Consider the following 5,361-nt stretch of genomic DNA (forward strand, 5'->3'; position numbering starts at 1 on the left):
GCAGCGCAGCACCATGCCGGCGCCGCCGCCGGCCGGGTTGTCGTCGACGTTGCGATGGCGGCCGAGCCCGTGCTCGCGGATGTCGCGGGCCTCGCAGACCCAGTCGCCGCGGGCGAGCGCGCTCCCCGACAGCGAGGCGCCGAGCGGCCCGGGAAACATCTCGGGATAGAGCGTCAGGATCGTCGCCCGCCAGGGGCGCGCGTTCGGCGTCGGGGTCGTCATGGTCGAGGTGGTCATGGTCGGGGCGGTCATGGCCGCTTGATGGCGCCGCGACGCCTGCGCGGTCAACGCCGCGGCCGACACCACGGCACTTGGTGCCGCCCTCGCGCGTTCGGACTGCGATGATCAGATCCGCTTGCGCCGCCCTCCTCGCCCTGACCTTCGCGGCGCAGGCCGCCGAACCCCTCGGGCCCCCCGGCGCGCCGGCCGCGGCCTTCCCGAAACCCGACCGGCCGGTGGCAGAGATCGTGGCGGCGCAATGGGCGCTGGAAAAGGACCGCGAGAAGGCCGACGAGTTCGGGCAGGTCGCCCGCCTGATGGGCTTCAAGCCCGGCGAGACGGTGGCCGACGTCGGCGCCGGCAGCGGCTACTACGTCACGCGGCTGAGCCCGCTGGTCGGGCCGCAGGGCCGCGTGCTCGCCGAGGACGTGACGCCGCGCTACCTCGCCGACCTCGAGGCCCGCCTGCGCAAGGCGGACCTGACCAACGTCACGGTGGTGCGCGGCGAGCCGCACGACCCGCGCCTCGCAGCCGACTCCGTCGACGCCGCGATCCTGGTGCACATGTACCACGAGATCACCCAGCCCTACGGCCTGCTCCACAACCTCGCCGCCGCGATGAAGCCCGGCGGCCGGGTCGGGATCGTGGACGCCGACGACATCCCGTCGCGCCACGGTACGCCGCCGAAACTCCTGCGCTGCGAGCTGTCGGCCGCGGGATATCGCGAGACGAGTTTTTCGGTGCTCGACGGCGGCGTCGGCTACCTCGCGGTGTTCACGGCGCCCGCGGCGGGCGAGCGGCCCGACCCGAAGGCGATCGTCCCGTGCAAGGACGAGGCGACGCGAGGGAAGGCGCGATAGGGGTGGCTTCGGCCGCCGAGACGGCGGCTTCGCGACCCCTCGCAGAGCCTCGCAAGTCCGCTTCCGGGCGTCTCGAGGATGCGAGCCGACGGCCGTGCCGGGTTGAAAGCCGTTCCACGAAGCGGCTGCACACGACGCTTCTGGGCGTGTGAGACCCGATCCGGTCGATCCCTTCGGGATGGCGGATTCGGGCTTCGCTCGGGCGCCGCGCGGGCTGGCCCGATCCGGCCTGTCGATCGGCGCTACGAACCGATGTCGCCGATGCCGGCGAGGCGCGCTTCGATCCAGGTTTGCGCCGCGTCGAGGCTGGCGAAGATCGGCGCTCGATAATCATCGACGCGGCCGAAGCCCGCCTCCAGGAACCACTTGCCCGCGTCCTCCCCATGCTGCTCCGACAACTGCACCAGGATCGCAGCCAGAAACCCGTCGGCGAAGACGAGCCGGCTTTCCTGGTCGTCGCTTCCCGTGGCGACCTGCACAGGCTGTAACTGAAGGGTCATGCCGCAACACGCTCCCCCAGATGCAGGTAGTTGGCCTTGAACTCGGCCAACGCCTTGAGGCGCGGGAGGTCGAGGATGGTCAGTCGGCGATAGCGGAGTTCGATCAGCCCCCGCCGCCGGAGTTCCTGCAGCGTCCGGTTGAGGTGCACGTTCGACAGGCCGGTGGTGTCGGCCAAGACCTCCTGCGTGAGCGGGAGGTCGAAGCTGTTGTTCTCGACCAGTCCCACCACCTGGAGTCGGACCCGAAGCTCACACAGCAGATGCGCGAGCCTCTCCAAGGCCGAGCGGCTGCCGACGTTGACCAGCCACTCGCGCAGCGTCGCCTCGTCCACCAGCGTACTCACCCGGAACGCACGCGCGATCTGAGGATGATGCTCCATCACCTCGGCAACCGTCTCCGGTGCGATGCGGACCACGCGGCAGGCGGACAGGGTGGTGATCGCGTGGTCCATTTTGTCGAGCAACGCCACGTCGAGGTCGCAGAAGTCGCCCGGCACGAGGTAGGCGGTGATCTGGCGGGCGCCGGTCGCCCGCACCTTGTGGCGGCAGGCGATGCCCTCCAGGATCAGGAACACGCCCTCCGGCGCGTCGCCCTCGCGGACGAGGTCGGTCTGCGACGGGACGATCCGGGACGGAGCGCTGATCCGCTCCAGCACCGCCATGTCGGCCTCCGACAGGGGCGCGAAGCCCTTGAGCTTGCGCACGAGCGGATTGTTCCAGCCGGTCGCAGCCTTGGACAGCCGGAGCGGTGTCGGCGCCTCGGCGGTGACAGGTGCGGCGCTGGAGAGGGCGAGTTCGTCCAACAGGGTCACCACGTCCCAAGGCAGGGCGGGCTTGATCAGCCACGGCGCGTTGCGAAAGCTGGTGGCCGCCGGCTCGTCGCGGTGGATGCCGGTGTGGACGAGGAAGGGGATCTCCCGCTGGCGCAGCTCGCGCGACAGGGGGATGCAGGGTCCGTCCCGCAGCTGCACGTCGAGGACGGCCAAGGTCGGCTGCTCGCGCTCGAGGATCTGCACGGCGTCCGCCGTCGTCGCGCAGGGGCCGAGCACGCGGTAGCCCGCCGTCTCCAGCGCTTCGCTGAGATCCATGGCGACGACCGCATCCGGTTCCGCGAGCAGTACGGACGGCTGCTGACTCATCGGATCCATGCATAGCTCCCGTTCACTGCGCCGCAGAGCCAATTGCCGATCGCATGGTTCCAGCACCTAATTTATAAACGGTGCTCCATCGTATTTGATAGATATCTCTTGCTCTTGGTGTGGTAGCCAACACACCGTCCAGCTGCGTTTCACATAATTTAAAGCTTAGTCCTGACATTTGACTAGATCGAAGATGCTCGGATACTTCGTCCGTCGTCTGCCGGTGGTTCCGGGCGCAGTCGCTTAGGAGACCACCGTGCTCTTGCCCTTCCCCCGCAAGAGAGCGCCGTGTCCCAGCCTCAGCAAGCCACCGTCCGCAACCGCCTGCTGAAGGCCCTGCCTGCCGACGATTTCGCGCTGCTCCAGCCGCACCTGCAGCGCTTCACCGCCGAGCTACGCCAGACGGTGATCGCGCCCGACGAGCCGATCCGGTCGTTGTTCTTCCCGGAGAACGGCTTTTCCTCGATCGTCAGCGGAAGCGCCGGCAAGGTCGAGGTCGGGTTGATCGGCCGCGAGGGCCTCGTCGGCGCCTCGCCCGTACTGCTCGGCGGGGATCGGACGCCGTTCCACCACTTCATCCAGTCCGCGGGCGAGATGCTGGCGATCGGCATCGCGGATCTGGAAGCGGCCGTCGACGCGAGCCCATCGTTGCGCAAGCTGCTGCTGCGCTACGTCCAGACCCTGATCCTCCAGACGGCGCAGACCGCCTTCGTCAACGCCGCGTACAACATCGACGTGCGCCTCGCCCGCTGGCTGCTGATGTGCCACGACCGCTTGGACGGCGACGACCTCGCGCTCACCCACGAGTTCCTCGCTACGATGCTGGGCGCGCAGCGCAGCACCACCACCCTGGCCATCCAAGCCCTGGAGGGGCACGGCCTGATCCGTGCGCGGCGAGGTCGCATCACGATCCTGGATCGCCCGGCGATGGAGGCGGTTGTGGAGGAAGGCTACGGCCTGCCCGAGCGTGAGTATGCGCGGCTGATCGAGAGTACCTGATGCCCCGGTTCTTCTTCAACGTTCGACACCGCGACGGCGTCTCGGGATTGGCGATCGATGAAGAGGGTGACGAGCTCGCCGACGTGGCGGCGGCCCGGGAGCACGCCCTGTCGGTCGCCCGGAAGATGATCGCGCAGGACCGCCTGACGATGATCCGCGACTGGATGGTGTGTTCGTTCGAGGTCACCGACGAGGCCGGCGACCGGGTGCTCACGGTGCCGTTCGGCGACACCGTTCCGCAGGAGGACGGTTTGGAGTGAACCCGTCGGATCGTACCCTGCGACGCCCGTGAAGCCGCCGCCCGGTCCATGGAACGTCGACAGGGGTCGCAGGCGGAACGTCCGAGACGGCCGCCTCCGCTCGATCGAAGCGGAGCCCGTCTCAGGCCAGCCCGGGCGGCGCCTGAGCGAAGCCCGGATCCGCCATCCCGCAGGGATCGACCGGATTTGGTCTGACTCGCGACGACAGGCCGAAGGCCGCTTCCCGCACGGCGCGGAGCCCGCTCCCGAAGACGAGCGCGAGAGCATCGTCCAGGGCCTCCGGATCACGGAGGACGCCCTATCTCGTCGTGGGGTCGAATCTCTTCGCGCGAGCCGGCATCCGCCCGGCTTGAACACGCCGTGGGTCTCCCCCGACATCCCTCACGAGCGCCAGCGCAGCTCCCGCGTCTCCAGTGGGTTTTCGAACGGGCGGCCGGCGCGGGCGGCTTCCAGCGCCTCGCGCTTCAGGCGGAAATACCATTGCGAGGGCAGGTCGCCCTGGCCGAACAGCACCATGGTGGGTTTCCGGTCGAGGCCGGCCTGGGCGTGCTGGAGCACCTGCTGGTCCTGGGTCAGGAACTGGCGCATCAGCGGGCGGGCGACGGGCTTCAGCAGGTTGAGGCCGGGGATGTTCCAGTAGAGCGCGTTGGTCAGCAACGTGCGGTTCGCCGTCAGCGGCGTCGCGAAGGTGTAGTTCGCGAGGCGCTTGGGCCCCGCCGTGATCCGCTCCAGGCGCACGCCGGGGAGGCGGAACTCGATCTCGACGTCGGGCACCCCGCCGAGCAGGCGGTAGACCGGCGAGCTCGTCGTCGTGGCGTGGCTCGACATGACGAAGCCGTGCGGCACCGGCCGGAAGGTCTTCTTCTTCTCGCGCAGTTCTTTCGACGGCCGGAACCACCAGGAATCGTGGACGAAGGCGACGTGGCCGGGATCGACGAGGCTCAGCGTCGTCAGGTCGAACGAGGCCTCGACCACGAGCTCGACCACGAGGGAGCCGACGGGGTCGAAGTCGAGGGCCGGCAGGGAAGCGGTCTCGCCCGGCGCCCCGAGGTTCGGGTTGACCCAGACGAAGCCGGCGCTCTCGACCACGGGGAAGCGCTGCACCACGATCTTCGAGAAGTCGGCCGCGTCGTGCTCGGAGAGCGTCGGCACGTCGCGGCAGCGGCCTTCGGTGGAGAAGCGCCAGCCGTGGAACGGGCAGACCAGCTCGGCGCCGTCGAAGCCGCCCTTGGACAGCGCCATGCCGCGGTGGGGGCAGCGGTCGCGGAGCGCGAAGGGCGCGCCCGACGCGTCGCGCCCGATCACGATCTGCTCGCCGTTCAGCTCGACCGCGCGCAGCGCCTTGCCCGTCAGCCCCGAGGCCTGGCCGACGCAGTACCACGCG

At 69.4% G+C, this 5,361-nt stretch carries 6 protein-coding genes and 1 pseudogene; 3 read left to right on the plus strand and 4 right to left on the minus strand.

Features of this window, described 5'->3' with window-relative positions; genetic code table 11:
* Nucleotides 1–222, minus strand: a pseudogene (locus FV222_RS16220) (tRNA (guanosine(37)-N1)-methyltransferase TrmD); the annotation flags it as partial.
* 119 nt (nucleotides 223–341) lie between these two features.
* Between FV222_RS16220 and FV222_RS16225 the strand changes: the two are divergent.
* Nucleotides 342–1,079 (plus strand): methyltransferase domain-containing protein, encoded by a 738-nt coding sequence (locus tag FV222_RS16225; protein ID WP_147750535.1) that lies wholly within the window; start codon nucleotides 342–344, stop codon nucleotides 1,077–1,079.
* A 242-nt stretch (nucleotides 1,080–1,321) separates the two neighbouring features.
* On the opposite strand, the gene FV222_RS16230 is transcribed toward FV222_RS16225, so the two are convergent.
* Nucleotides 1,322–1,558: a hypothetical protein gene (locus tag FV222_RS16230; protein WP_306422439.1), complete on the minus strand. Its 237-nt coding sequence runs from the start codon at nucleotides 1,556–1,558 to the stop codon at nucleotides 1,322–1,324.
* A gap of 17 nt (nucleotides 1,559–1,575) precedes the next feature.
* Nucleotides 1,576–2,727 (minus strand): helix-turn-helix domain-containing protein, encoded by a 1,152-nt coding sequence (locus FV222_RS16235; RefSeq protein ID WP_147815107.1) that lies wholly within the window; start codon nucleotides 2,725–2,727, stop codon nucleotides 1,576–1,578.
* Between the two features lie 279 nt (nucleotides 2,728–3,006).
* Between FV222_RS16235 and FV222_RS16240 the strand changes: the two genes are divergently transcribed.
* Complete coding sequence (locus tag FV222_RS16240) at nucleotides 3,007–3,717, plus strand: Crp/Fnr family transcriptional regulator (RefSeq protein WP_147750532.1); 711 nt, start codon at nucleotides 3,007–3,009, stop codon at nucleotides 3,715–3,717.
* Entirely contained in the window at nucleotides 3,717–3,977 is a 261-nt protein-coding gene (locus tag FV222_RS16245) for a hypothetical protein (protein ID WP_147750531.1), read from the plus strand. Before FV222_RS16240 ends, FV222_RS16245 begins: the two co-directional genes overlap by 1 nt.
* A 381-nt stretch (nucleotides 3,978–4,358) precedes the next feature.
* Here FV222_RS16245 and FV222_RS16250 read toward each other — a convergent pair.
* Nucleotides 4,359–5,361 (minus strand): aromatic ring-hydroxylating dioxygenase subunit alpha (locus FV222_RS16250; protein WP_147815109.1); only part of this gene is annotated, 1,003 nt, incomplete at its 5' end.

The sequence above is a fragment of the Methylobacterium sp. WL103 genome (assembly GCF_008039885.1).
Taxonomy (GTDB): Bacteria; Pseudomonadota; Alphaproteobacteria; order Rhizobiales; family Beijerinckiaceae; genus Methylobacterium; species Methylobacterium cerastii.